Here is a 23654-nt window from a genome sequence, read left to right as displayed (position 1 = left end):
CATGGTCAAGCAGGCCGCCCACGACGTCCTTCGCCGCACGGCGCAGCCCGACCCACTGGTCGACCTGGCCATGCGGCTCGAGGAGATCGCGCTCACCGTCAACGTCGTCTTCTATTGACGCCGATCGCCGCGAGTTCGTAGTGCAGGGCCTCACCCAGCCCTTCGACGGCGAACTTGGTGCCGTGATAGAGGGTGCTCACCTTGCCGCCGATCGACGAGATGTTGACGATCGCATTCCGCTGGCCCGAGGGACAAACACCACCGCGGTTGCTGGTCGCCGCGGACCGGCGGCAGCCTCACCGCGACCGCATGATCAACGCACCGAACCGGCAGACGCCGAGAAGACGTTATGTGGCCTTGGCGCGGCGGCGCAGGGACGAGCGGAGGCTGGGCAGGACGATCAGGACCAGCCAGGTGTACTTGCCGGCGTCAGGGTTGATCAGCGCGATCGGGATGGATACGAGGAAGACTGCCGCCACCGTCGTGATCCGGATGACACTGGTTCGCAGTGTTGCGGGCGCCACATCGGTCCGGACGAGCCGGTGCCGGATGGTGTACACCACCATGGCCAGGTAGCTCAGATCCACGGCGATGATCACCGACGCGTAGAAGATGACGCCGAACGCCAGGGATCCGTCCTCGCCGAGCACCCGGCTCGCGAACGGCAGCAGGACGATGAACAACAGGCAGACGATGTTGAGCCTGCTCAACACGGCGTCGGCCCGGTCAACACGTTGGAAGAGGCGGTGATGGGTATGCCAGAAGGCAGCCGTTACCGCGAAGCTGATCGTGAACGTAAGGTAGTCGCGCGGCAGCAGGTCGACGAACGAGCGCCAGACTTCCCCGGAAGTGTCACCGTGCGGAACCGGCAACTCCAGCGCCAGCAGCGTCATCGCGATCGCGACGACCGCATCGGAGAAGAACACCAATCGTTCTCGGGTCTGGCGCTGCGACTCGGACGGGGTGAGTCCGTCGGGACCCAGATGCTCGGTCAGGAGGTCGGCGGATGAGGCCTCCTCGGGCACGGCATTCGACACTGCCGCAGTGTGCCACGTGTTGCGAAAGTCGTCACGGCCGATCTCGCCACGCGACGGCTCCCTGTCATGCGCGCGCCGGCGATCGGACAGGCCTGTCGTTCACTGTCCGAGAGTGCGGTAGCGGAGGTGTACCACACCGTTTCGGAATCGGCGCTCATCGAGGAGCTCAAGGTCGGCGCGCATGCCGGTCGGCAGCCCTGGCTTGCCCCCGCCGACGACCACGGGCCAGACGAGCAGCTGGCACTCGTCGACCAGCCCGGCCTTGAAAGCCTGCGTCGCGAGGTTGGCACCTCCGACGGTGAGATCGCCGCTGGCCGTGGCCTTCAGCTGGTGTACCGCGGCGGGGTCGAAACGGCGTTCGATTCGGGTGTCGGCAGTTGACACCGCGGGCAGGGTCACCGAGTAGACGACTTTGCTCGCCGCCTGCCAGGTGCGCGCGAAGTCGGCCATGAGGTCGGACTGCGCGGCCAGAGCGGCGTCGGTCTCCCAGACGGCCATCGTTTCGTACAGTCGCCGCCCGTAGAGAAACGTGCCGACCGACCGTATAAGGTCGGTGGTGAACGCGAATACCTCGTCGTCGGGCGGGAACCAGTCGAAGGCGCCGCGTTCGTCCTCGATGTACCCGTCAATCGACACGTTCGTCACGTAGATCAGCTTGGCCATACCTCTACCTCTCGATGATGAGCTGCAACAGCCTGGACATTCATCAGCAAGTCGCGGGCGCGTCGGCGGTCCGGGTCGTCCCGCGGCACCCTGACATGAACGATCAAGCGCCCCGGGGAACGGCCTTGAGGATCGTTTCGGCGATGCGCGCGGCATCGGCAGGCGCGACTGTCCTGTCGCCGGCAGGATTGGCGGTCCGTGCGGCGATGACCAACTGTCGCAACTGTTCCCCGAGCGCGACCGCGCCGGCCTGGTCGAGATCCATACTGAGCCATCGCAGCCATTCCGCAATGTGCGCTGCCTCGTATCCATTCTGCCGCGTTTCGATCAAACTGCGATCGGACAGCAGACTGATCGCGGCCGCAAGCCGCGCATGCGGTGAGTCGTGACCATCCAACGCCAGGCCCCGCTGGTTGGGCATCTCCATCTCATCCCGTTCCGACGTGAGGACGTCGAAGAGCACCGGCCCCCCGGACGCGGGCAGCGGCCTCACCTGCGCGTCAGCACTGATGTCCAATCCCACGTAGACGCGGGACGCGTATCCAGGGTCATCAACCCGAACGATCACCCGCTGAGGACCTGACCTCGAGATCCGCTGCGTCCATCGCCCGAGCCGTTCAACGTCACCGACGCAGATCCGGTAGTCCTCAAGTGCCAGGTCGCCGTCGAAGACCAGCACTCCGAGCATCGGCATCGAACCTGACCAAAACGACACCCGGGTGTGATCCACCTGACCACGCGTCTTGACCACCACGTGCCGCCCGTCGGCATCGGCAGGGCCGTCACCCCAGTCCAGCTCAAGCCAACCGGTCGACCCCACGATGAGCACACCGTGGTTCGCGTACACCTCGACCGCGCCTGTCAACATCTGCAACCAACCTCCGCAATGAACGCGCGGCAGGCACGCGCCCACAACCGTGACCAGAACATAGCGCGAGCCGCCGACGCCACCTGACCGGTGCGCACGGCTCCTCGCTGGAACTCGACGATGACCGGCCTGGAGTCGATCTCCTACGTACGATCGTGGCATGCCGTCATTGCTCATCGCGAAACTGACCGTACGTAGCTCCTACGTGCTGGACTCCGAGCGGCCGGCCGACGGCAGGTTCGACACGATGCAGTTCTACCTGCCGGACGACGGCTTGGCCGTGTTCCGGATTCGGACCTTCGCGCTCGACCACGACATCCACGTTCAAAGGCTCACGCCGCCCAACGGCACGCTCGAGGACCGGGTGGCGATGCTGCGAGCTCATCTCGATCGTACAGTCGGGCCGGTGCTCGCCGCGGTCACGTTCGTCTCGGCGCCGGATTTGAGCCGGCAGGATCTGGTCGCGGCGGGCATCGTCAACGGCGACCTCCACGTGGCGACCGAGCCGACGTTTGCATTCTGGAACCCCGGCGGCGGTCAGTACCACACCAGGGCGGCTCCGATCGCGCCAGGCGAACGGGACGGGCTGTCCGAAGTGGTGTACCTCGGCGGGATCGCCCGGTTCTGGCTACCCGAGTCGTGGCAGATCGAGCAGGACGTCGACACCGGCGGATGCTTCTACGACCCCGAGGGCACCGGCGTGCTGCGCCTCAACGTGCTCACGTTTGCCACACCGGGTGACGGCCTGCCCGCACTGCCGCGGTCCTCACGCAAGCCGGGCGAACGGCAAATCGACAGCGGCATCCTTCCGAACGACTGCGGATTCGATGTGTACACCTTCGACACGGTCGAGGACGACGAGCCGCTGCGGATCCGGTACTGGCAGATAGCCCAGGCGCTGCCGGGTCAGTGCCGAATCTTCTTGTTCTCCTACGCGTATCCGATCGTCGACGAAGACGTCCTCGCCGACGAAATCGCCCTGCTGGATCGCGAGCTGCGCCGCATGATTCCACACCCGACTCCCGTTTGACCGCGCGATCAGACCCGTCCTGTCCAACCCGAGGGCACCTATCGACGAGTTCGGCCTCGACAACCACGGCAACAACGATTACGTCCGTCGTCTTCTCAGCCTCGTCTGGAATCCGGATCCGCTGCACGGCCTACACCCTTGACCGGCTGCGCACTCATGGCGCGTTGGGTGCGCGGCGCAGTGCTGTGAGCGGATCTCAGCCGGCTTCATCCTGGAGGTACGGCCGTCGGACGTCCCGCTCGGCGAGCGCCGATTCGTAGAAGCGCAGCATGTTGGCCAACTCTCCGACCGCGTAGTCGAGATCGTCCAACGCGTCATTGTCGCCAACGGTACGACGCAACCGGCTGGCCGCATCGGCAATCTGACGATGTACCTCGGCGAAGGTGTCGCCCTGTACGTGGATCCCCGGAAAAGCGCGACCATCCAGCCAAGTCACCGCGACGTTCCCGCCGCGGGCAAGTACACGCGCCTGCTCATCGGTCACCCGACGATGCTCGCATCGCAGGCGCCTGAACGAGCGGTCGGCATCCTCAATTGCCCCCGATAGCGTGTGCGCGGCGTTGTTCGAGCAGTTCGTCAACGGACGGTTGCCATGTCGAGCGTTCCGTCTCGTCAAGATCGTCTACTGGTGTCGAGATCACCGACCATGGATTGGCGCACGGTCCGGGATGGTCGGGTGGCACGCAGATCGCCGCGCCGATCCGGTTGACTATCGACTCGAGTTCCGTGTCGGATGCCAGGAGCGTCACTCGGATTGCCCAAGGCCGTTGCTCGGTCACGCGTCAAGGCTACGCAGGTGACAGGCGTTGATCAACTTGCTGTTCGGCCGCCGACAAACATCGGGCTTCAGCACCCAACCGTGACCCGGCGAGAACCCGACGTCGAAAGGGCGGCATGCCCGAGCCGCGACCTGGCTACGCTACGAGCGGCGGGGAGCGTCGCCATCCAGCAATGCGCTCCCGGCCGTCGCCTGATGCCCCCGCTCAGTCGTCGACGGCCTTCACCGCGGCGGCGATCGGCTCGAGCGCTGCGATCAGCTCGTCGAGTTCGTTCGCGGTGAGCACGTCGTACGGCGGCGCCGCCAGTTCGTCGGTGAGGGCCTCGATCCGCTCCCTGGTCTCCCGGCCAGCGTCGGTGAACCCGCCGGCGGCGTCCACGAGACCGCGGCCGCGCAGCCCGTCAACGACAGCGGCCAGCTGCGCTTTGGGCAGGTGGTGGACTCGGCCGAATTCCTCCGCCCGCATTCCGAGGGAGAGAGCGAGCAACACGTGGGCCTCGATGCCGCCGATGCCGTGGGCGACGAGGACGGCGTTGTGGCCGTCCCCGCGATGCTCCCGGAGCAGCGTCGCCGCGTGCCAGAGCCTGGCCACCGGCTCCTCGGGCACGTCGAGCGCCCGGAGCCCGGCGTACAGCACGCGACCCTGGGTCGGTGCGCTGACCGCGGCTCGGGTAGCGAGATCGGCGACCCGCACCAGCCCCGGGGAGTCGGCGAGCTCCCCGATCATCTGCCGCAGCGCGGCGGCGCTGCCCCGCTCGCGCACGGCGATCGCCTCCTGCGGGGTGGTCTTCCCCCACACCCACGGGATGTGGCGCGCCACCTCACCGTCGGCGAAGTTGTAGAAGACCGCGTGCACCACCCCGGCCGGCGCCAGCCCCAGCGGCGCGGCCCGGCCCGCGAAGTAGCCGTCCCAGTAGTTGCGCATGCCGAGGGCCAGGAACGCCTCGTTCGGTACCTCCGAGAAGGTGACCATGGCGATCGGGTCGACGAGCTCGAACATGCGGTGGACCTTGGCAAGTGAGTGCTGCATCGGTCGGCATCTCCTGTAGTCGTGGCGGCCTCGTGGGCGGCCTCTCACCCTGGCTACGAACAGCGCTGCCCGGATACGACAACTCCGGTCGACATCAACCCAGCCAAGATCAGCCTTACTCTCAAGGCGGTACGAACGGACCAGTCAGCGGGTGGGAACCTGACCTGTCATGGCGACGTCCAAGCCGGTATGCGGATGCGCCGGGCCATCATTGTGGGCGTTGTCGTCGCGGTCGTCGTTTCGGCGGTGACCGTTGCGGTCATCGCCGCCGCGAGGCCCGAGCCTGCCTGCGGCTGCAGCGTCAAGCCCGACCTGCGGCGTCCGGCGCACGACGCGGCCGTACGATTCGAGGCCCTACTCCGGCGGGCCGACGTGTCCGGCGCCTGGGCGTTGCTGACGGACGGGGCGCGGGCCCGGTATGTGGATGTGGCGGGCTTTCGACCCGTCTTCGACCGTCTCGGCACGGCGCTCCACGAGGCTGACGCCGATGCTGGCGGGGATCGCGCGACTGCTGGCTGGCTTGCGGTGGACGACCGGGTGCGTTACGACAGGCCCAGCGAGGTGGTGGTCGTGCGCTACTTGACCGGCCCGCCGCGACTGGCCTGGCCGCTGCTGATCCTTGTGCCGCTCGGTCACGCCGGCGACGAGCGAATCGATCCCGAACCGCCGACGCTGCGGCTGACTGCCATCAGCGATGGCGACGGGGTACGCGTCGAGGTTCCGGACGGCGACCTGAGGCTGACCTCGTTCGTGGTGATCGACAGCGCCGGACAGGACACACTGCCGAGCCGGGAGCATGTGACCGAAGACGCCGACAGGTTGTCGTGGCGCACACCGTTGCGGGGCCCGGTCGTGGTCATCGCGGTCGAGAAGAGCGGGACCAGCCTACGGGTGGGCGCCGCGGCCGCCACTCTTGGCTGACGGCCACATCGCACGCACGGATCACCTCGCGCCGCACCGAGTCCGACGGTCGTGGGTATCACTCATGAACATGGGGCATGCCTATGCCTTACGCGCGACCGCCCCGTACATGGCGATGTCCTTGTCTGCGATCCCAGGAGCCTCGGACCCGTCCGGACGCCACTTGTGGACCTGGACCAGCCCCGGCTCGACCAACTCCAAGCCGTCGAAGAATGCCAGCGCCGTGCCCCGATCGCGGAAGATGAGAGTCTCACCGAGCCTGTTGTACTCCCGTTGGACCTCGGCCAGCGGGATTGGGTCGAATTCATCGGTGGCGATGGACATCGCCAGGTAGCTGCCCGTCGGCAGCACGTCCAAGACCTGTCGCACGACCCGCAGCGCTTCCGCGTCGTCCTTGATGAAGTGCACAATCGCGATCAGCAGCAACCCGACCGGCTGAGTCAGGTCAAGGGTCTGCAGGAACTCCGGCGCGGAAACGATCGCCTGGGGGTCGCGCATGTCCGCATCGATGTAGGCCGTGCGCCCCTGTGCCGTCCCGAGCATCAGAGCACGCGCGTGCGCGAGCACCAGCGGATCGTTGTCGGTGTAGACCACCCGTGCAGTGGGGTCAACCGACTGCACAATCTCGTGGAGATTCGGTGGTGTCGGCAGTCCGGTGCCGATGTCGAGAAACTGCCGGATCCCGCCCTCGGTGGCCATGAAACGCGCCACCCGGTGCATGAAGGACCGGTTGGCCTGCATGTGAACCCTCAGCGCCGGCCATATCCGCAACGAGTTCTCACCGGCCTCGCGGTCGGCGGCGAAGTTGTCCTTGCCGCCCAGGATGTAGTCGTAGATCCGTGCGCCGTGCGCCAGGTCGGTTCGCAGATCGACCCCACGACCTTCTTTGCTACGACGTTCCACCGAGAGGGCCTCCGTAAGCCGATGTCGTCACTCGCGCAAACCACCCTACACCCGTCAACGGTGTACATAGCTCCTCCCCGGACCGGTCAGGGCACGGTCCTAAGGGCCGCCGCAGCAGCATGGAGCTCACCCTGGCTGCCGTCCGAGTTCCAGGCAGAACTTCAGGCAGACTGCTTAGCCCGGGCGGCGTCCCCATGCCGAGATCAGTGGCGCGAGTGTGAGGTCGAGCTCGCCGGCATCGACGGCGGTCAGGTGTGCGTCGATCTCGACGTCGTTGGCCAGCCCTGCGGCGAGCAACTCGGCGCGGACCATGCGCACCGTCGAGGTCTCCAACCGGTCGCAGGCTACCCCGCCGACCGGGAAGCAGCCGGCCGCCGTGACATCGGCTAGGCCCGCCGCACGCAACGCCCGCGGCAGCGTACGGCCGTAGCGCAGATCGGCGCCGCGGCGGGTCATCAACTCCCGGACGGCGCGCCGCAGCCCGTTGGCGCGCCGCTGCGCCGGGCCAACCTCATCGAGGCAGGCCAGCGGCTGCAGCTCAGTGTCGGCATCCTCTACCAACAGCCAACCGCCGGGCCGCAGCGCCGCCACCATCGTCGCCAACGCCCGGGCACGGTCGGGCACGTGAACGAGCACGAGCCGCGCGTGTACCAGGTCAAACGTGCCTGGCTGCGGCGGCGGGTCCCCGACGATGTCGTGCCGGAGCACCTCGTACCCGCCGTGCGGGTCCAACCAGGCCGGATTGATGTCCGTGGCCAGCACGTAACCGGTTGGTCCGACGGCCGTGGCGAGTGCCTCGGGAATGCTGGGGCCTCCGGCACCAACTTCCCAGCAGCGCCAGCCCGCCCTCACTCCGAGCCGGTCGAAGTGCCCACGCGTGACACCGTCGAACAGCTCGGCCAGCCAGGTGAACCGCTCGCCCGCCTCCACCCGGGCGTTGTCGAGCAGGTAGCGGTGATCGGGGGAAGACTCGGGGGCGTCCGGCGATGGGGGCCTGGACGGCGCGCCAGCAGTATTCACCGGCCCGCCCGCGGTCGTGTCCGGTTCGGGCCCGGGGTCGACGACGGGCTGCGATGAAGTCATGCCCACATCCTTACGCCCCACCGCGTGCTGTGTCAGCGCGACACGGGATGAAGCCAGACACAGCCTGGCTCCAGCCAGCGCTCAGACCGCTCGGACTTCGGCGAGCCGCTTGGCCGCGTACTCGTCGTCCCAGCAGACAGCGGCCTCCCACGCGGCCGATGCTTGCGCGGCGATGTCGTACGCACCGTCGTCGAGCCCTGCGGCGTTGTCGGGCAGCACCAGGTCGAGGTCGGGCACGTCGACGTGCGCCTCGTCCCAGTCGATCAGCGCGACCTGATTCGCGGTCATGCGGACGTTGCCAGGGTTCGGGTCGCCGTGCACGACGCAGGTCTGACGTCCGGCGAGCCGCGCCCACGCTGCCCGGCAGCGAGCAACGCCCTCAACGGGCATCGCACCGAGGTCGATCTTCGTCCCGGTCTCGGCGTGCAGGAGGTCGGTCGACGACCGCCAGCCTGGGCGCTGCGGCCAGCCCCGCGTCAACCGATGCAGCTCGCAGAGCGCGCCGGCCACGCGACGCCAGTCGGCCTGCGTCTCGGGCGGTCCGCCCTCCAGGTAGGTCATCACCACCAGACCATCGGCGAACAGCCGCCCGTCCATGGCCGGGATCGGCACCGGCACGGTCAGACCTTCACGGTCGAGGTACTGGAGAAGCTCGGTCTCCCACGCGAGATCAGCGTCGCTCCTGCCGCCAAGACGACCGACCGCGAGGTGCCCGCCGACGCGGACGCTCCACACGTCGTTGGCGACTCCGCCGGCGAGCGGCGCGATGCGAGCGACGTCCTCACCCCACTGCCCGAGTGCCTCCCACCCCATTCGCCACACCTTACGGGTCTTTAGCGCGCCGACCGAGCTGGGCCAACTCCGTGGCGGTGGTGAAGATCGCGCATCTATGGTGATCGGATGGCGACCGTCAGGCAGGTTCAGGTCACGTTCGACTGTGCGGATCCCCAGCGGGTCGCGCGCTTCTGGTGCGCCGTGCTCGGGTACGTGGTACCGGAGCCGCCTGAAGGGTTTGCGAACTGGGACGAGTATGAGCGCACGTTGCCGCCCGAGCGGCAGTATCACGGGTTCGCGTGTGCGGACCCCAACGGGGTGGGGCCGCGGCTGTACTTCCAGCGGGTGCCCGAGGGCAAGGTCGTGAAGAACCGCGTGCATCTCGATGTGCGGGTCGGGACCGGGCTGAAGGGGGCGGAGCGGCTGGCGGCGCTCGAGGCCGAGTGCGCGCGGCTCGTTCCGCTGGGGGCGGTGCGGGGGCGGCTGCTGATCGCCGACGAGTTCAACGAGTCGTGCCTGAACATGCAGGACGTGGAGGGGAACGAGTTCTGCCTCGACTGAGACGAGGGCGGGCGTGGAGAAGGTCGCGGTCGACACCAGCGCCGCCACCGAGCATCGGCCGCTGGACAACCCGTGCGCGCGAGAACCCCCCAAGATAAAGCTAGAGGTCGATGACGACCTTGCCGTGCACGTGCCGGCCGGCCTGAAGCTCGACCGCGGCGCGGATCTGCTCGACCGGGAAGCTTGCCGCGATGGGCACACGGAGCTGGCCCGCCGCGACCAGGCGAGCGATCTCCTCTATGGCGCCGGGGGCGGCGTTGGCGCCGTTTGCCGGTGTGATGCCGTCGACCTGTGCGGCGATGGTGGTGATGCGCCCGTCCGGAACGCCAAGTTCCCGTGCCGCCTGCGCCGTCTCCGTCCCGTACAGGTCGATGGCCGCGGTGACGCCGGCGGGAGCCAGGGCACGGAGCCGGTCGACCAGGCCGTCGCCATAAGCGACCGGCTCGGCCCCGAGGGCACGCAGGGCATCGGCCGACGTCGCCGATCCCGTCCCGATCACTCGCGCGCCCGCGAGGCGAGCGAGCTGCACGGCGAACACGCCGACCCCGCCTCCCGCGCCGCCGATGAGCAGCGTGTCGCCCGGGCCGGGTTTGACAACGGCGAGCGCGGCGGCGGCTGTGCACCCCCCGATTGCAAGGATGGCGGCCGTGCGGTCGTCAACGCCGTCGGGGGTACGGTGCGCGTCGCCGCCCACCGCGATGGTCCCTGCCACATCTATGACTACGTGGTCGGCGACCGCGCGGGAGAGGGCGCCGCCGAACACTCGGTCGCCGGCCGCGAACTCGGTCACGCCGTCACCGACCTGGTCCACGACCCCGGCATAGTCGGTTCCGAACCCGGACGGCAGGCTCAAGCCGAATCGAGCGGCGGTCTCCGCGTCGGAGGTCATGAACCAGTCCATCGGGTTCAGTCCGGCCGCGGTGACTCGCACACGGATCTGCCCCGAGCCGGCCTGCGGTGCGGGTACCTCGCGGAGGTTCAGGACCTGGGGGCCGCCGAATGACTCGAGCTGGACCGCTCGGCTCGTGGTCACCGACGTGCTGACGCTCGGTTGTTGCATGCTCACTTGTCTCCTTGCCGGGGAATGAAGGCCCGAGATCCGGACTATGCTCCGTTTCCAAGAGGCACCGTACCATAATCGGAGCGCGATCCGGTTCGGCGGCGTCAGAACGGACGACGACGTGCGGTTGGCCGTCCTCCAACGAGGCGGGAACCCGACTATCGAGCGGGCGACACCGCCTTTTCCCGATACCGTCATCTCGCGTGAACGCCACCAGCATCGTCGCCGTGGCCGGCATCCTCGGCACGCTTGTCGGCGCGGTCATCGGCCCGATGATCACCGCATCCCTCAGCAGCCGCAACGAGCATCGCGCGCGGCTGCGCGACGCTCGCGCGACCCTCTATATCGACATCAATGTCGCGACCAGCGCAGCCGAGCGATTCGTCAACGCAGCGACCGACGCTGACCGTCGCCGGGAACTGCGCCGCCCACGCAAACCGGAAGGCTGGGAGACCCTCGACGCTCGCGTCTACCTCCTCGCATCGCTTGAACTTCGGGACGCCTGGCAGGAGTCGATCAAGGCGTTGGACCGTCTCGAGTGGCATATCTTCGAAGAGAGCGGCATCGGTGCGGACCCGCTGACGGGCCACCTAACAGACGACATGGCCATCGTCGTGGCCGCACGCTCCCGCACCCGGCGGGTGTTCGAGCTGACGCGGGCAGCAACAGAGGACGGCTAGCGGACGACACCAAGGTCCGCCTCGTGGTGCCGGTGAGGGCCGGTAGGGTCCGCGGCAGGCTGACCCTGGTCCGGCTGACCGAGGTTGACCCCGCTGACCTGATCACCGTGCTTCAGTTCGGCCGGGTGCCTCGGGGCCGGACGGGAAGGCTGGGCAGGGTCCGCATGAAGTCGGAACGCCAGGTCAGCTCGCCGACCGGAACGGCGAGGTCGAGGTCGGGGTACCGGTTCATCAAGGCGGCGAACGCGACCTGGGCCTCCATCCGGGCCAGGGGCGCGCCGAGGCAGTAGTGGGTGCCGTGCCCGAAACCGAGATGCGGATTCTCGACCCGGTCCATCTCCAGCCGGTCTGCCCGCGGGAAGCGGCTCTGGTCACGGTTGGCCTGCGCCAGGCTGATGCCGATGGGCGTGCCGGCCGCAATTGTCCGGCCGTCGAACTCGAACGTCTCGGCGGCGGCCCGGTAGGTCGTCGTGGCCAGCGGGGAGTCGAACCGCACGAACTCCTCGATCGCGGTGGGCAGAAGCCCGGGCTCGGCCCGGAGCCGGTTCCATCGCTCGCGGTCTTCAAGCAGCCGGAATACCCCGTTGCCGATCAGGCTCGCGGTGCTCTCGTGCCCGCCGACCAGCAGCGCGAAGACCATCGAGGTCAGCTCGCCGTCGGAGAGCCGGTCCTGCTCCTCGCGGACCGCGATCAGGTCAGTGAGCAGGCCATCACCCGGGTGTACACGCTGGTCGGCGATCATTCCCCGGATCACGCCGAGCAACCGGGTCAGCTGGGCGGGCCGCTCATGTTCCCGGGCCGCTCCGCCGGCCACGATGGCGGTCCACGCGCGGAACTCCTCGCGGCTATCGGTCGGCACGCCGAGCAGGTCGCAGATGACCTGCAACGGCAGCGGCCACGCGTACACCTCGATGAGGTCCAGCGTCTCGGGACCGTCCATGGCGTCCAGCAGGCCGGCCGCGACGCGCTCGATGCGCGGGCGCAGCGCCTCGATGTGCGCGGCGGAGAAGGCGGCCGAAACCATACGGCGCAGGCGAGTGTGGTCCGGCGGGTCGAGGAACAGGATCATGCGCAGCATCGCGTCGCCCAGTTCCGGCGAGAGTCCCATCGCTGCCGCGTCGAGGACCTTCGACGTCCGCCGTTCGGACAGCATCCGCCGGGCAGCATCAAAACCGGTCACCAGCACGGGCGTCGTACCGTCGGGCGGAGTGGATTCCTGGGCGCTGGTCACGGGCTGCTCCTCGCTGCCGTCGGGCACGATCCTCGGTCCAGAAGCTAGGTGGTACGCCGACGCCGCCGATTGAATCCGGGAGCCATCTGGTGGAACATGCGGGCCACAATGATAGATATGAGCGGAATTCCGGAACTTGATGATCAAATCGACAGTTGCGGCCGACCGCCGGAATACGCCGCCGGCACCGAACTCGGCGCCCGCGTCCACACCCGGGAGGCCCGGCTACGGGACGCGATCCTCACCGACTTCCGCACCGCGGTCAGGGTGCGATCCGACGTTCCGCCGCACACGCCGGACGAGCTGCGGCTGTACGTCGTGCACCGAGGTTCCTGGATCCTGCGGCACTCCGGCGACCCGGTCGCCCTGCCCGGCGGGCGGTTCATGGTACGGCGCACCGCCGGCCTGACCAGCTTCGAGGCGAGCCCGCAGACCGCGGGCGCCACCATCGCGCTACCGGCCGGGGCCGTCGGCGGCCACGCGGGCGACAGGCCGATCAGCGGCTCGGCCGTCACACCCGAGGTACGCCTCCTGCTGGCCCACGCCAGCCTGCTCCACGACACGATCGATGAACTCACCGGCTACGGCGCCGAGGCGGCCAGAAACGCGCTGATCGAGCTGACCCGCGGTGTGGTGCACCACTACGTCGACGCCGGCGAGCCCGCCTTGGCGCCCGCGTTGGCCACGGCGGCCCGCGAACTCGCCGACCAGCGGCTCACCCGCCCTGAACTGACGCCCAGCCTGCTCGCCCGCGAGTTGCACGTCTCCGTGCGCACCCTGCACCGCGCGTTCGCGGACACCGGCGAACCGGTCGCCGCCTACATCCGGCGCCGCCGTCTGGAAGAGGCCCGCCGCGCCCTGACCGCCGGCCACACTGTCTCGGAGGTCGCGGCGCGCTGGCAGTTCGCCGACAGCAGCCACTTCATCCGGTCATTCCGCCAGCGCTACAACCAGACCCCGGCGCAGTATGCCCGTGGCCGGCAACCGTCCTAGCACCGCGCACCGCCACTGTGCGATAGTGCGGCCAGCCTGCTCCGGCGGCCAGGCGGATCAGCTTGGCATTCGCCCACCCGACGAGGACCTGCCGGTAGGTCAGCACAATCGGTGGTGCCGACCCCCGGTGCGGATGTCGCACCAGTCGGGCGCAACCTGCGATCTGCCCGGCCGGACCGGACGTATGTCTCCGCGATCATGCTGCCCGCGGAGACCGCACACCGGGTTTGCCATGATCCCGGAGACTTGTGGTACACAGGGGTACATCAGTACTCCGTGATCATGAAAAACCGTTGGTGCCGACGCGGGCTCTGCATGATCACGGAGACTTCCGGTCCCTGCACCGCGCGCCCAGCCATTTGGGACGTGATCGCGCCGCGGCGTTGGGGCGGGCGGGGGCGCCGCTGGGTCGCCGGCGGGCATCGCGGCCAGCGGCGCCGATGCCCGGGCGGCGCGGGCCGGTGCCCCGGTCAACACCTCGTCCGCGACGTTCGTTCAGCCGGCGCGATTCAAGGTCAGCGAATCCGGTTCCGACGATGATGGCGGTTCAGGTGAAGGTGACCCTCGCCGGCAGCCGGCGCCTCGATGATTGCGACCGGCTCGTCGATCGAAGCCGGCTCAGCAGCGTCAGTCACGGACGGAACAATAGGCGGAACCGTCATGCCGCGCTGTCCCGGACGACCGATCAGGAGCCGGCCACGTCCGGGTTGGCCTACACCGGTCGCTAGCGGTGTGTCCCGTCGCGCTCGCTGGTTTGGGCGTGGTGCTGGAGTTGGCGTTCGTGGACGTCGGTCACCCACTCCCAGCCGGGCTTGGCCGATAGGCCGACCCGCGGATCGCTCAGAGCGTGGGCGTCGCGCAGGGCGTGCACGTACGCCCGGTCCTGGTCGATGCGTGCGTGGACCTGGTCGGCTGCGCCGATGGAGCCGTGGCCGGGGACGACGACGTCGACATCGTCTGCGACGGCGTCGAGCAGCCGCAGCGCGGCCAGGTAGTCGTCGATCGGGTCAGTGGTGCCGGTCGGATCGAGCATCGGGATCAGGACATCGGAAAGCATGTCGCCGGCGATAAGAACGCCGCGCTCCGCGATCAGCAGGGCCGCATGGCCCGGGGCGTGCGCCTGATGCTCGATGATCCGGACCTCGGGGCCGTCCCACGGAATTCGCGCGGCATCCGCGGGCAGGCCGGTGATGAGGCCCAGCAGGTCCAGTGGTACCTCGTCGGGAATACCGAACCGGCGTGCATCGATTCCGTTCGACAGCCGGTCCCTGACCGTGGCCGCGCAGCGGGCCGTGCCGTAGCGGGGCGCCGCCCCGAGGCCGGGGTGCCACAGCAGGTGATCCCAGTGCGGATGCGTCGAGAAGCCCACCGCGACGGTCTGGCCCGAATCGGACACGTCGTTCGCGAGGCAGGCCAGTTCGTCGCCCAGCACCCCGGCGTCGATGACCAACACGCCACCCCGGCCCTGCACGACAACGGCGTTGCTCTGGCAGAACTCGCTCTCGTGGACCAGCACACCCTCCGCGACCTGCCTCAGCACGAGCCTCTCCCCCATCCCCTGGTGATTGCGTTCTGCGACCACCATAGTGAGGACGAGATACCTGCCACGGAGGAACCACGGTTCGAGTCAGGGCGGGAGTTCATCCGGGACGAGTTGGACGTTGCCCGGGATGCGGGGCCGGCGGTGCTCGGGTGGGAGATGCCGGTCGCGCAGGATAGCGCCTTCGGGGACGACGGCGCGGGAGATGCCGATGCCCCGCAGGCAGTTGTCGCACCAGAAGGTTCCCCAGCCGGTCAGCTGGTCGAGGTCGCCGGTGTACACCAGGTGCAGCGCGTGGCGGCCGCAGTCCGGGCAGGCCAGGCCGCTGAGGTCGCCGGGCGTGTCGTAGGCCGATTCGTACAGCTCGTTCCATTCCGCGAACGTTGCCACGGCTACCGGGCTGGTCAGCCGCGGGAGCGGGGCAGGCAGCACTTCTTGTACTTGTTGCCCGAACCGCACCAGCACGGCTCGTTGCGGGCCGGCGGCCATGGGATCTGTCCGGGCTGCCCGGCCAGGTGTTCCGCATAGCCCGCATGGACCTGGAGGTCGGCCGGGTCTTCGCCGCGCCGGCCGGCGAAGCCGGACAGGCCGTCGATCGAGCCGGTGAGCAGGGTCAGCCCGGGACGGCCGGCGTCGGCGAGCCGCACCAGCTCCCGCTCGAGCCGGGCCCGGTGCTCGTCCCAGTCCGGCCCGTATGTGTCGGTCAGCGCCGGCCACTGCGACAGCAGGCGGTCGAATTCGGCTCGCGGCCAGAAGACCAGCGCGGTGGGCTCGGCGGCCGCCGCCTCGGCCCGGCCGGTCAGCTCGCTCTCCAGGCGGTCCGCCAGGTTGTCGTGCTGATCGTGCGGCAGGCCCAGCTCGTGCCGGACCCGGTGTCGCTGTTGCAGCAGGAAGAAGAGGGCGCCGGACGCCTCGGTGTCGGACGACGGCTCCGGGGGCGTGGCGCGCTCGGCGAGGAGGGACCCGACGGCGTCGGTCAGCCACTGCTCGGCCAGGTCGGTGCGGCCGCCCGCGTCCAGCGCCGCGCTGAGGTAGGCGGCGGCGTCGGGTTGCTCGGTGAGCAGCGGCCGCAGGGCGGTGAGCTCGCCCAGCGCCTCCTCGTCGCGGCCGCCGGAGCGGAACAGGACCCGGGCGCGGAGGGCTCGGGCGAATCCGGCCCGGGTGTCGTCGTCCGTCCGGTACGCCGCGACGGCGTGATCCGCATACCGCAGCGCGGCGTCCAGCTTCCCCCGGCTCTCGGCGATCTCCGCGGCCAGGGTCAGTGCATACCCGGCATCGCCCGGGTCGGCCAGCCGGCCCTGGTCGACCGCGCCGGCCAGTTCGGCGGCAACGCCGAGCGGGTTGGCCGCGCCGAGCGCGGAGCGGTGGAGGTCGGCGAGCTCGCTGGTGGTGAGAACGTCCGTCGTTGGCACGATCTCACGCTACTGCGGTGGTGCGGGCCGCGACCGCTGCTCGCGCTGTTACGCCGATCTCACTGAAGCCCCGCGCGGGTCAGTGCGACCAGGGCAACGGTTGGCGCTCGAACCGCTCGATGTTGCCGGAGAGCTCGAAGTCGACGAGCACACCGTAGTGGTCGCTCGGCCAGACGCCGTCGACCGGCTGGTCGAACGCGAGCTGCGCGCGCCTGACCCGGCACTCGCCGTCGAGGTGGCGCGTCTGGCTCGTCGCGACGAAGACGTAGTCGATGCGCATCCGGGGCGAGGGCTGCCGGATGATGTAATCCATGATCCAGGCGGCCGACGGATTGTCGTAGCTCCAGGTGTACCCGGGGCCGTCGCCGGCGATTTCCCAGGTGTCGTAGTAGCCGGCGGTGCGGCCGTCGAGCGACTGCAGGCCGCGCATGAAGCGGATGCTCGACGCCTCCGGGCGGGCGTTGAAGTCGCCCGCGATGATCGTCGGGAGCTTCCGCCGGTGGCGGTCGTCCAGCTCCGCGAGCTTGACGACGTGGCGCTCGCGGGCGCGTTCGTCGGCGAGCGACGCCCCGTTGGTGGTCGCGACGAACAGCAGCTCGCCCTCGCCGGGGATGTCGACGGCGGCGCCGATCGCGCCCCAGGGGTGGACATCGCCGGTCTCCGGCAGCCGCAGGTCGAGGGTCTCGACCACCGTGTGCGGCCAGCGCGTCGCGAGCGCGGTGCCGCCGTAACGCTCCGACCAGGGCACGGCGTAGCCGAGGGTGTGCGCCTGGTGGGTGCCGTGCAGGCCGGTGCCGTCGAGCAGCCGGGCGAGCTGGTCGTGTTCCTCGTTGACGACGACCTCCTGGAGCGACACGAGGTCGGGGTCGAGGCGGCGGATCTCGGCGTTCAGGATGTCCTGCCGCCGGGGGTCGCCCTCGAGGTTGAGGACGTTCAGGGTGAGTACGCGCAGCCGCATGGTCGGATTCCTCCGGTTCGTAGGGGTTGGGTATCAGGCAAGGAGGGCGCGCGCGGCGCGGCGCTCGCGCTGGCGGACCGGATCCGCGATGGGGGCGGCGGCGAGGAGCGCACGCGTGTAGTCCTCGGCGGGCCGCGTCGCGATGCGCGTCGCGTCGCCGTACTCGACGACGCGACCGCGCCGCAGGACGAGGATGTCGTGTGCGACGTGCCGGACAACCGCGAGGTCGTGCGAGATGAAGACGTAGCTCACGCCGAGATCCCGCTGGAGCTCGCGCAGGAGGTTGAGCACCTGTGCCTGCACCGAGGTGTCGAGGGCGCTCACCGGCTCGTCGCACACGATGAGCCGCGGTTCGACGATGAGGGCGCGCGCGATGGCGACACGCTGCCGCTGGCCACCCGAGAGCCCGCCGGGATAGCGGTCGGCCGTCGACGCGGGCAGGCCGACGCGCTCGAGCGCCTCCGCGACCCGGCTGCGCACGACGTTCGCGGCCGGCCGGCCGTGCGGACGCAGCATCTCGCCGACGGTCTGGCCGATCGTGCGGGCGGGATTGAGCGAGCTGAACGGATCCTGGTACACGACCTGGATCTCGGCGGTGAGCTCGCGCCGCCGCGACGGGGAGGCATGCGTGATGTCCTCGCCGTCGAAGCGGATCTCGCCGCCCGCGACCCGCTCGACGCCGAGGATGGCCTTGCCGATCGTCGTCTTGCCGGATCCCGACTCGCCGACGAGGGCGAGCGTGCGCCCGATCCCCAGCGAAAGGCCGATCCCTTCGACGGCCCGGAAGGTCTTGCGGCCGGAACCGTAGTCGACGGACACGTCGTGAAGCTCGAGGAGCGGCACCTTTTCGGGGCCCGGGTCCGCGTCACTCGCAGACCGTTCTTCCCAGGCGACTCGCTCGGCGCTGGCGCGCCTCCCTGCGACTCCGCGGTGCCAAGAACCCCCACGGGCGCTCATGCCGTCACCTCCGCGGCGCGGATGCAGCGGCTCTCCTGGCCGGGTCCGGCCGGGATGAGGGCGATCGGCCGCTCGCAGCCGGCCGTCGCGAGGGCGCAGCGCTCGCGAAAGCGGCACCCCGGCGGCCAGGCGCCCGGCGGTGGAACCGTGCCCGGGATCGTGGGCAGGTCGCGGCCGGCGGGCGCCTCGTGCGGATCGGAGGCGAGCAGCGCCTGTGTGTAGGGATGCCGCGGCGCCGCGAAGATCGGCCCGACCTGGGCGCGTTCGACGACCTCCCCCGCGTACATCACCACGACGCGGTCGCAGCTGTCGGCGACGATGCCCCAGTCGTGGGTGACGAGCAGGATCGCCATCCCGCGGTCCGTGCGCAGCTCGCGCAGCAGGTCGAGGATGCCCGCCTGCACGGTCACGTCGAGGGCGGTCGTCGGCTCGTCGGCGATGAGCAGCTGCGGTTCGCCCGCGAGGGCGCGCGCGATGGCGGCACGCTGGGCCATCCCGCCGGACAGCTCGTGCGGGTAGGCGCGCGCGACGGCGGCCGGGTCGGGGAGGTGGACGCTCGCCAGCAGTTCGACGGCGCGGGCGCGGGCCGCCGCCCGGCCGAGGCGCAGATGCCGGCGCACGGCCTCGGCGATCTGGTCGCCCACCCGGAAGAGGGGGTCGAAGCTCGCCATCGGCTCCTGGGAGACCACGGCGATCCGCCGCCCGCGGTACCGGCGCAGTTCGCGCTCGCCGAGGGCGGCGAGGTCCACGCCGTCGAAGCGGATGCGGCCCGCCGTGCGGAACGCTCCGCCGGGCAGCAGGTCGGTGATCGCACGCGTTGTGACGGTCTTGCCGCATCCGGACTCGCCGACGATGCCGACGGTCTCGCCGGCGCGCACGTCGAAGCTGACGCCCTCGACCAGGAGGCGGTCGCCGTCGCCCGCGGGGACGGCGACGCTGAGGCCCTCGACGGCGAGCAGCGACGGCGGTAGCGGCTCTTGGCACCGCGCAGTCGCAGGGCCAGGGCCGGCGAAGCTGGGCCCCGGCCCGAGTCGCCCGGGAGGAACGGTCCGCAGGTGACGCGGACCCGGGCCAAACATTCTCGCACCGATCCGGCCGGTCCATCCCTCCGTCGCGGCATCGCGGACCGCGTCGCCGAGCAGGCAGAACGCGAGGATCGTCAGGCCGATGGCGATGCCGGGAGGCCAGCTGAGCCACGGTTGCACGAAGCGCACCTTCGCGCCGTCGGCCACCATCCCGCCCCAGCTCGGCGCGGGGGGCGCGGCCAGCAGGCTGAGGAACGCGAGCCCGGACTGCACGGTGAGCGCCGCGGCGGCGAAGAACGAGGCCTGCACGACGATCGTGCCGCCGATGCGGGGCAGGATGTGCCGGCTCAGCAGGTACGGCGTGCGGAGGCCCGCCGTCCGGGCCGCCTGCACGTAGAGCTCGTCGCGCAGCGGGAGGGTCACCGAGCGGATGACGCGCATGAGGCCGGGGCTCGCGAGCAGGCCGAGCGTGGTCATCGCGGCGAGCGTGCTGCCGGGGAAGACGGCGAGCACGACGATCACGATGATGATGCCGGGCAGCGAGAAGATCAGATCGGCGAGCCATCCGACGACGCGGTCGAGCCACCCGCCGCGGTATCCGGCGGCGAGGCCGACCGGCACGGCGAGCGCGAGCGCCACGACGAGCGCCTGGAGTACGCCGATCATCGTGGGCCGGGTTCCCACGAGCAGCCGGGCGAGCACGTCGCGCCCGAGCGAGTCGGTGCCGAGCGGGTGCGCGGTGCTCGGCCCCTGCCCGGTCGCCGACAGGTCGCCGGCGTTGTCGGTCGCGACGTGCGGCAGGACGATCGGGGCGACGACGGCGACGAGCACGAGCAGCACGATGTACCCGCCGCAGATCAGGGCGGCCGGGCGGCGCAGCAGCCGGCGCAGGAAGCCGGGCTCGGCGACGACCGAGGGCTTGGGAGCGAGGAGCGTCATCGCACGGTCACCTTCGGGTTGAGTGCCGTGTAGGCGAGGTCGACGGCGAGACTCACGAGCACCACGACGAGCGTGAAGCACAGCGCGACCCCTTGGACGGCGGGCAGGTCGTGCCGGGTCGCGGAGTTCACCATGAGCGAGCCGAGGCCGGGGAGGGCGAAGACGCTCTCGACGAACACCGTCCCGCCGAGCAGCCCGATCACCTGGAGCCCGGTGAGGGTGAGCACGCGCATCGCGGTGTGCCGCAATGCGTGCCGGAACACGATCGACCGGGGCGAGAGACCATTCGCCCGGGCCATCCGGATGTGCTCGCTGCCGAGCACGTCGAGCATCCCCTCGCGGGTGAGCTTGGCGGTCGAGCCGATGCCCTCGAGCGACAGCGCCGCGACCGGCAGGACGAGCGAGCGCGCCCAGTCGGCCGGGGACTGGGCGATCGGCACGTACCCCGTCGCGGGCAGCAGGCGCAGCGACACCGAGAAGATCGCGACCAGCTCGGTGCCGAGCCAGAAGGCGGGCAGGGCGTAGCCGAGCAGGGCGAGCACGTCGATCATCCGCCCGAGCGCTCCGCCGCGCAGCGCGGAGAGGGTGCCGAGGCCGGTACCGGCGACGAGGATGACGACCAGGGCCCCGCCGATGAGCGAGAGCGTGATGGGGAGCCGGAGCTCGATGAGGCGGGCGATGGGCTGGCCGTTGAGGATCGAGTCCCCCAGGTCGCCCCGGACGGCGTTGTGCAGCCATCGCCAGTACTGCTCGGGCAGCGGCAGATCCAGGCCGAGCTGCTCGGTGAGCGCGTCGCGCTGCTGCTGGGTCGCGTTGACCCCGAGGATCGCGTCGACGGCGCTTCCCGGCGTCACCGAGACGAGCACGAAGGAGAGCACCGAGACGATGAGCAGGAGCGGGATCGCCAGGAGGAGGCGGCGCGCGACGACGAGGAGCACCGGATGTGTGGAGATCGTCGCGGTGCCGGTCACTTGCGGGTCCACTCGCGGGGGTCGGGGAATGCCGTGTTGGGGCTGAAGTGCACGCCCTGGATGTCGGTGCGGGTGTACCAGTACGACTTGAACCGGAACAGCGGCACGATGTGCGCCTGCTCCACCGTTCGCGCGGACATCTGCCGCCAGATGGGGCCCGGGTCCGCCGCGGCGAGCGCCTTGTCGTAGAGGGCGTCGAGCTCGGGATCGTCGCTGCCGTTCTGGCTGAGGATGACGTCCTTGCCGGTGTAGTACCCGTAGAACTGGAACATCGGCAGGTACGGCTGCTGCAGGAACCCGGACGCGACCCAGTCGCCGCTGAAGATCGCGTTGACGAAGTCGGTGACCGACGACGTGGTGGTGATCTTGAGCGTGACGCCGACCTTGCTCAGGTCGCTGGCGAACGCCTGCAGCACCGGATCCCCGAGCGTGCCGATGTAGCTCTGGCTCGTCACCTTGAGCGTGAAACCATTCGCGTAGCCGGCCTCGGCGAGGAGCTCCTTGGCCTTCTGCGGGTCGTATGCGTAGTAGTTGTCGTAGGCGGGGTCGGCGCCGTCGGTCGTCGGAGCCTGTGAGGTCGCCGTTCCCGACGCCTTGACGATGCCGTGGATGATCGCGTCGCGGTTCACCGCGTAGTTGAGCGCCTGGCGGACGCGCACGTCGTGCAGCGGGTTGACGGTCGACCCGCCGGGGAGGTACGGACCGCGATCCATCATCAGGAAGCCGATCCAGCCGGTGTCGGCGCCCACGAGGTCCAGGCCCGCGGACTTCGCCGCGTCGTTCGTCGAGATGTCGCCCTGTGCGATGTCGAGCTGATCGGTCTGGATGGCGGCCAGCATCGTCGACGGCTGCGTGTAGACGGTGAAGTCGATCTCCTGGAAGTGGATCTTGTCCTGGTCGTAGTACTGCTTGTTCGGCACGAAGACGAACTTCGCGCCGTCCTCCGCGCCGGCGACCGTGCGGCCGGGATCGATCACGTACGGTCCGACGCCGAACGTCTGCGTCTTGAGCAGCGTCGGGTTCTTGACCGCCGCGGGAGAGCTGACGAGCCCGTATCCGCCCCCGATGTCGGACAGCAGGAACGGCACGATCGGATTCGGCGCCTTCAGGTGGATCACCACCGTCAGGTCGTCGGGTGTGTCGATCGACTTGAGGTCCAGGCCCTTCGCGAGCGGGCCGTTGGCGTCGTGGTAGTACTGGATCCAGCCCTGCACGGCGGCCGCGTTCAGGGGCGTGCCGTCCGAGAACTCGACATGGTCGCGCAGCTTCAACCGGAAGTCGGTGTTGCCCGTGCCGACATAGCCGAACTCGGTCGCGAGCAAAGGCTGGAAGGTGCCGTCGTCGGTCGCGTGGACAAGACCCTCGTTCGACAGGTTCTGAAACCGGCCGACGAGGTTGACGGCGGGGTTGAGGGTGGCCTCGCCGCTGTTCATGCCGACGCGGAGGACGGACTTCCCGTCCGATGTGGACGGATCGGCGCTGCACCCGATCAGGGCTCCGGTTATGACGGTCAGCACCGCGGCGGCCGCGATGCCTCGGTTGCGGAACATGGGTTTCTCCTTGCGCCTCGGTTGACGTGGGTCACTGGAGTAGGAGCGCGGCGATGCGCGGGTCGGCGGCGGATCGCGCGTGGACGAGCAGGGCGGGATGGTCCGGGCGTAGGTCGGGGCCGATGCCGATCACGCCGAGTCCGGCCGCGCGCGCCGAGCGCACGCCGACCTCGCTGTCCTCGACCGCGACGCTTCGGGCCGGGTCCGCGCCGAGCGCCTCGCACGCCGCGCGGTACGGATCGGGGGCGGGTTTCGGGCGGCCGGCGGTCTCCGCGCTCACGACGGCCGTGAACCGGTGGTGGACACCGATGCGCTCGAGCACGCCGTCGAGGAACGCGACCGGCGCGTTGCTCGCGACGGCGAGCGGAATCCCGCCGGCGGCGAGCGTCGCGAGCAGCTCGGGGATGCCGGCGAGCGGCTCGAGCGGGCCGTGCCGGAGGCTCGCCATGAGCGAGGCGTGGATGGCGCGTTCGAGCTCGGGAATCCGATCCGCCGCGGCGGTCCAGGCGGCGATCGCGTGCGCGCCGCTCGTGACGGCGGCGCCGCGCAGCGCCTCGCGCTGAGCGGTCCGCAGCCGCAGGCCGACGACGGAGGCGGCATCGTCGAGGGCGAGCTGCCAGCACGCGGCCGTGTCCGCGAGAACCCCGTCGCAGTCGAACACCACGGCCTCGATACGCATGCGGTGTGCGG

The 23654-nt window shown here is 69.8% G+C and carries 25 protein-coding genes; 5 read left to right on the top strand and 20 right to left on the bottom strand.

The features are described from left to right. Positions 1–347: 347 nt before the first annotated feature. The 3 genes from ACQPXD_RS12500 to ACQPXD_RS12490 form a co-directional block, all read right to left on the bottom strand. On the bottom strand, positions 348–1037 hold the full coding sequence (locus ACQPXD_RS12500; protein ID WP_432837876.1) for a TMEM175 family protein: 690 nt from the start codon (positions 1035–1037) through the stop codon (positions 348–350). A 99-nt stretch (positions 1038–1136) separates the two neighbouring features. Then, on the bottom strand, positions 1137–1700 hold the full coding sequence (locus ACQPXD_RS12495) for a dihydrofolate reductase family protein (protein WP_432837874.1): 564 nt from the start codon (positions 1698–1700) through the stop codon (positions 1137–1139). A 103-nt stretch (positions 1701–1803) separates the two neighbouring features. After that, complete coding sequence (locus ACQPXD_RS12490; RefSeq protein WP_432837872.1) at positions 1804–2574, bottom strand: hypothetical protein; 771 nt, start codon at positions 2572–2574, stop codon at positions 1804–1806. 154 nt (positions 2575–2728) lie between these two features. Between ACQPXD_RS12490 and ACQPXD_RS12485 the strand changes: the two genes are divergently transcribed. Next, the gene (locus ACQPXD_RS12485) at positions 2729–3598 is read left to right on the top strand and encodes a hypothetical protein (RefSeq protein WP_432837870.1); all 870 of its coding nucleotides are present in this window, start codon (positions 2729–2731) and stop codon (positions 3596–3598) included. A 196-nt stretch (positions 3599–3794) separates the two neighbouring features. Here the strand turns inward: ACQPXD_RS12485 and ACQPXD_RS12480 are convergent, their stop codons facing one another. The 3 genes from ACQPXD_RS12480 to ACQPXD_RS12470 all read right to left on the bottom strand — a co-directional run bounded on the left by ACQPXD_RS12480 (position 3795) and on the right by ACQPXD_RS12470 (position 5406). Then, positions 3795–4082 (bottom strand): DUF6959 family protein, encoded by a 288-nt coding sequence (locus ACQPXD_RS12480; protein ID WP_432837868.1) that lies wholly within the window; start codon positions 4080–4082, stop codon positions 3795–3797. 46 nt (positions 4083–4128) lie between these two features. Continuing rightward, positions 4129–4377 carry a hypothetical protein gene (locus tag ACQPXD_RS12475; RefSeq protein ID WP_432837867.1) on the bottom strand — a complete coding sequence of 83 codons (249 nt, stop codon included), beginning with the start codon at positions 4375–4377 and terminating at the stop codon, positions 4129–4131. 204 nt (positions 4378–4581) lie between these two features. Then, positions 4582–5406 carry an SCO6745 family protein gene (locus tag ACQPXD_RS12470; RefSeq protein ID WP_432837865.1) on the bottom strand — a complete coding sequence of 275 codons (825 nt, stop codon included), beginning with the start codon at positions 5404–5406 and terminating at the stop codon, positions 4582–4584. Positions 5407–5427: 21 nt separating this feature from the next. Between ACQPXD_RS12470 and ACQPXD_RS12465 the strand changes: the two genes are divergently transcribed. After that, positions 5428–6327 (top strand): hypothetical protein, encoded by a 900-nt coding sequence (locus ACQPXD_RS12465; protein ID WP_432837863.1) that lies wholly within the window; start codon positions 5428–5430, stop codon positions 6325–6327. An 81-nt stretch (positions 6328–6408) separates the two neighbouring features. Here the strand turns inward: ACQPXD_RS12465 and ACQPXD_RS12460 are convergent, their stop codons facing one another. The 3 genes from ACQPXD_RS12460 to ACQPXD_RS12450 all read right to left on the bottom strand — a co-directional run bounded on the left by ACQPXD_RS12460 (position 6409) and on the right by ACQPXD_RS12450 (position 9126). Next, a complete protein-coding gene (locus ACQPXD_RS12460) occupies positions 6409–7230 on the bottom strand; it encodes an SAM-dependent methyltransferase (protein ID WP_432837861.1) in 822 nt (273 codons plus the stop codon). 174 nt (positions 7231–7404) lie between these two features. Then, on the bottom strand, positions 7405–8313 hold the full coding sequence (locus ACQPXD_RS12455; protein WP_432837859.1) for a methyltransferase domain-containing protein: 909 nt from the start codon (positions 8311–8313) through the stop codon (positions 7405–7407). Positions 8314–8394: 81 nt separating this feature from the next. Further along, positions 8395–9126 (bottom strand): phosphotransferase, encoded by a 732-nt coding sequence (locus tag ACQPXD_RS12450; protein ID WP_432837857.1) that lies wholly within the window; start codon positions 9124–9126, stop codon positions 8395–8397. 87 nt (positions 9127–9213) lie between these two features. Here ACQPXD_RS12450 and ACQPXD_RS12445 point away from each other — a divergent pair, with 87 nt between their 5' ends. Beyond that, complete coding sequence (locus ACQPXD_RS12445; RefSeq protein WP_432837855.1) at positions 9214–9648, top strand: VOC family protein; 435 nt, start codon at positions 9214–9216, stop codon at positions 9646–9648. 100 nt (positions 9649–9748) lie between these two features. On the opposite strand, the gene ACQPXD_RS12440 is transcribed toward ACQPXD_RS12445, so the two are convergent. After that, positions 9749–10549, bottom strand: coding sequence for a zinc-binding dehydrogenase (locus ACQPXD_RS12440; protein ID WP_432837853.1), 801 nt, complete (start codon positions 10547–10549; stop codon positions 9749–9751). Positions 10550–10911: 362 nt separating this feature from the next. Here ACQPXD_RS12440 and ACQPXD_RS12435 point away from each other — a divergent pair, with 362 nt between their 5' ends. Continuing rightward, on the top strand, positions 10912–11388 hold the full coding sequence (locus ACQPXD_RS12435; RefSeq protein ID WP_432837852.1) for a hypothetical protein: 477 nt from the start codon (positions 10912–10914) through the stop codon (positions 11386–11388). Positions 11389–11500: 112 nt separating this feature from the next. Here the strand turns inward: ACQPXD_RS12435 and ACQPXD_RS12430 are convergent, their stop codons facing one another. Further along, on the bottom strand, positions 11501–12619 hold the full coding sequence (locus ACQPXD_RS12430) for a cytochrome P450 family protein (RefSeq protein ID WP_432837850.1): 1119 nt from the start codon (positions 12617–12619) through the stop codon (positions 11501–11503). Positions 12620–12736: 117 nt separating this feature from the next. Between ACQPXD_RS12430 and ACQPXD_RS12425 the strand changes: the two genes are divergently transcribed. After that, positions 12737–13612, top strand: coding sequence for a helix-turn-helix domain-containing protein (locus ACQPXD_RS12425; RefSeq protein ID WP_432837848.1), 876 nt, complete (start codon positions 12737–12739; stop codon positions 13610–13612). 724 nt (positions 13613–14336) lie between these two features. On the opposite strand, the gene ACQPXD_RS12420 is transcribed toward ACQPXD_RS12425, so the two are convergent. The 9 genes from ACQPXD_RS12420 to ACQPXD_RS12380 all read right to left on the bottom strand — a co-directional run bounded on the left by ACQPXD_RS12420 (position 14337) and on the right by ACQPXD_RS12380 (position 23643). Next, on the bottom strand, positions 14337–15152 hold the full coding sequence (locus tag ACQPXD_RS12420; RefSeq protein ID WP_432837846.1) for an MBL fold metallo-hydrolase: 816 nt from the start codon (positions 15150–15152) through the stop codon (positions 14337–14339). Positions 15153–15239: 87 nt separating this feature from the next. After that, complete coding sequence (locus ACQPXD_RS12415; RefSeq protein WP_432837845.1) at positions 15240–15542, bottom strand: hypothetical protein; 303 nt, start codon at positions 15540–15542, stop codon at positions 15240–15242. A 14-nt stretch (positions 15543–15556) separates the two neighbouring features. Then, positions 15557–16564, bottom strand: a complete 1008-nt coding sequence (locus tag ACQPXD_RS12410) for an SEC-C metal-binding domain-containing protein (RefSeq protein ID WP_432837843.1) — start codon at positions 16562–16564, stop codon at positions 15557–15559. Positions 16565–16643: 79 nt separating this feature from the next. Further along, the gene (locus ACQPXD_RS12405; protein WP_432837841.1) at positions 16644–17522 is read right to left on the bottom strand and encodes an endonuclease/exonuclease/phosphatase family protein; all 879 of its coding nucleotides are present in this window, start codon (positions 17520–17522) and stop codon (positions 16644–16646) included. Positions 17523–17555: 33 nt separating this feature from the next. Next, positions 17556–18479, bottom strand: coding sequence for an ABC transporter ATP-binding protein (locus ACQPXD_RS12400; protein ID WP_432837839.1), 924 nt, complete (start codon positions 18477–18479; stop codon positions 17556–17558). Next, entirely contained in the window at positions 18476–20443 is a 1968-nt protein-coding gene (locus ACQPXD_RS12395) for a dipeptide/oligopeptide/nickel ABC transporter permease/ATP-binding protein (protein WP_432837837.1), read from the bottom strand. The genes ACQPXD_RS12400 and ACQPXD_RS12395 overlap by 4 nt, the downstream gene beginning before the upstream one ends. Continuing rightward, positions 20440–21414 (bottom strand): ABC transporter permease, encoded by a 975-nt coding sequence (locus tag ACQPXD_RS12390; RefSeq protein WP_432837835.1) that lies wholly within the window; start codon positions 21412–21414, stop codon positions 20440–20442. The genes ACQPXD_RS12395 and ACQPXD_RS12390 overlap by 4 nt, the downstream gene beginning before the upstream one ends. Beyond that, positions 21411–22964, bottom strand: coding sequence for an ABC transporter substrate-binding protein (locus tag ACQPXD_RS12385; RefSeq protein ID WP_432837833.1), 1554 nt, complete (start codon positions 22962–22964; stop codon positions 21411–21413). Before ACQPXD_RS12385 ends, ACQPXD_RS12390 begins: the two co-directional genes overlap by 4 nt. 31 nt (positions 22965–22995) lie before the next feature. Continuing rightward, entirely contained in the window at positions 22996–23643 is a 648-nt protein-coding gene (locus ACQPXD_RS12380) for an HAD family hydrolase (RefSeq protein ID WP_432837831.1), read from the bottom strand. Between the last annotated feature and the right edge of the window lie 11 nt (positions 23644–23654).

The organism is Dactylosporangium sp. CA-092794, from assembly GCF_050948465.1.
Taxonomy (GTDB): domain Bacteria; phylum Actinomycetota; class Actinomycetes; order Mycobacteriales; family Micromonosporaceae; genus Dactylosporangium.
This window is presented reverse-complemented; position numbering and strand designations above follow the sequence as displayed.